This window comes from Candidatus Aminicenantes bacterium (genome assembly GCA_026393795.1).
Classification (GTDB): domain Bacteria; phylum Acidobacteriota; class Aminicenantia; order UBA2199; family UBA2199; genus UBA2199.
On sequence record JAPKZL010000258.1, the window covers coordinates 1 to 2,504 of the forward strand.

A 2,504-nucleotide genomic window follows, 5' to 3' on the forward strand; every position below is an offset into this window, starting at 1 on the left:
AAAGCGCTGGTAGTCAAATACTCCGGCCTGACCGGGAAATCCAACAACCCGGTAGACATGGAAACGCTGCAGAAGACCGGGCTGAAGCTGCACAAGGAGATCCTGACCCTGGACGACAAGCAGTGCCAGATGCGCACCATCGGCACCGCCCACCTGGTGGAGATCATGAACGACTACGACCTGCTGCCGGTGAAAAATTTCCGCTTCGGCAGCCATCCCGAGGCGGTCAAGCTGGCCTCCTGGGTATGGAAGAGTTATTTCACCCAGAACGTCCCCGACGGCTGCTGGTTCGGCTGCACCCTGTCCTGCGCCCACGGCGTGGACAATTTCGAATTGAAGACCGGCCCCTACAAGGGACACAAGGTCCTGGTCGACGGCCCCGAGTACGAGACGGTAGGCGGCTGCGGTTCCAACCCGGCCATTTTCGATCCGGCCGCCGTGATCGAGATCAACTTCTACTGCGACACCTACGGCCTGGACACCATCTCCTTCGGCACGTTGACCGGTTTTGTCATGGACTGTTACGAGAACGGCATCCTGAACAAGGAGCGTACCGGCGGACTTGAAATGACCTGGGGCAACTGGCGGGCGGCGCTGGAGATGATGCACCAGATCGCCCGCGGCGAAGGCTTCGGACTTGTCGCCGGCAAGGGCGTCAAGTTCATGCAGGAATATTTCGCCAGGGAATACGGCGCAAACGCCCAGTTTCTGAAGGACATCGGCATGCACGGCAAGGGGCTGGAGCAGTCCGAGTACCAGTCCAAGGAATCGCTGGCCCAGCAGGGCGGCTACTACCTGACCAACAAGGGGCCGCAGCACGACGAGGCCTGGCTGATCTTCATGGACATGGTCAACAACATGCTGCCCACATTCGAGAAGAAGGCCGAGGCGCTGCATTATTTCCCGGTCTTCCGCACCTGGTTCAGCCTGCAGGGCCTTTGCAAGCTCCCCTGGAACGACATCGAGCCGGCCAACAACGCCGAGAATGCCGAGCCCAACAAGGTCCCCGAGCACGTGCAGAACTACGTGGACATCTTCAACGCCATCACCGGCGAAAAGATCGACAAGGAAGAACTGATGATGCAGTCGGAACGGGTCTACAACTTCCAGCGCATCTTCAACCTGAAAATGGGCCACGGCAAGCGCCCCGAGGATTACCCGCCCTACCGCGCCATGGGGCCGGTCACAGTCGAGGAGTACGAGTCGCGCGCCGAGCGCTATGACAAGGCGCTGAAGGAAAAGCAGAACATCGACCCGGCCGGGAAAAGCACCGAGGAAAAAATCAAGATATTGCGCAAATATCGCGAAGCGCAATATGAGAGCCTGATCGACGCCGTCTTCAAGCGCCGCGGCTGGTCCAAGGACGGCGTGCCCACGGTCGAGCACCTGAAAAAGATCGGCATGGACCTGCCGGACGTGCTCGAGCTGGTCAAGAAACACCTGTAAGTTGACGACGTAGGGGCAGCCCTTGCGGCTGCCCTTTTTCTCGGTTCGCAATCAAGGAAATTAAAAATGGGAGGGTTGCAAACCCTCCCCTACATAAAAAAGTATTTCTAGTTCCTCATTACTTGGCTTTCACGCGCGGTAAAATCAAAATAACTAAAATTACCTTCTAATTTATAACTCGGATGGTAAATAAAATTGTTCTACATCTTTAATGGGGATAATATTTTTGGATTCGATAATTGAAGATAACCTGTTTATAATATTCTCTGGATTTATATCTTGAATGTAAATCTTATTTATATTAGTCATAGATCTGATTATCTTTCGATCAATTTCACGATTAAAAAAAGGGAAAGAATACCCTATTACAACTAGGACTGATGTTAATTTTGCAATCTCTTCTGCTTTTGCTAAATAATCTTGATTATGATTAGACTCCCAAGCAAAATTGACTAAAGGATAAATTTTTGGATTTCCATAAAATTGTTCAAACTTGGCTTTTAAATTAGTTGGAGATTGATCAGAAAAATCTTCAAATATGTTCTTAACTTCCATGGTATTTTCTCTTTCCATTACTGCAGTTGTTCCATTTAGTTTTACAATTTCAAAAATGTCATCTGTCAATTTTCTTGGATTTTTTATGTTCTTTGAAGGAGCAATATTTAATATTTCTTGAATAATAGCCAATTTATCGATTTGCAGATATTCCGAAAATGCTTTTTCAAATTGGTAGTCATAATTCCAACTCAGAATTCTAATTGAATTCGAAATTTCCTTCCTCTCATTTATTATAGCTGCAATAAAGCTATCATAACGTTCATCAACATTTTTTATTTGCTCGTAAGCGAAAAACATAATCAACAACATCTTCAACTTCTTAAGTTCTTGATTACTCTCCGTAATAGATAACTTTTTAGCTAAAGTATCAATGCTTGCATGTTTTTTTACTTTCTCAAGAAGCCATTTTAAATCCGAAATAATCTGGTGATTCTCATTGGCCTTCCCTCTTCCAATATCCTTCGTTGTGATCATCTTTTTTTCTTTATTGGGATTAAACG

General features: G+C 47.5%; 2 protein-coding genes. One reads left to right on the top strand and one right to left on the bottom strand.

What is annotated here, in order from left to right; genetic code table 11:
- Positions 1-1,446, top strand: a 1,446-nt coding sequence (locus tag NTW95_12855; protein MCX6558299.1) for an aldehyde ferredoxin oxidoreductase C-terminal domain-containing protein, incomplete at its 5' end; no start/stop codon positions are given.
- Positions 1,447-1,617: 171 nt separating this feature from the next.
- On the opposite strand, the gene NTW95_12860 is transcribed toward NTW95_12855, so the two are convergent.
- Positions 1,618-2,504, bottom strand: an 887-nt coding sequence (locus tag NTW95_12860) for a hypothetical protein (GenBank protein ID MCX6558300.1), incomplete at its 5' end; no start/stop codon positions are given.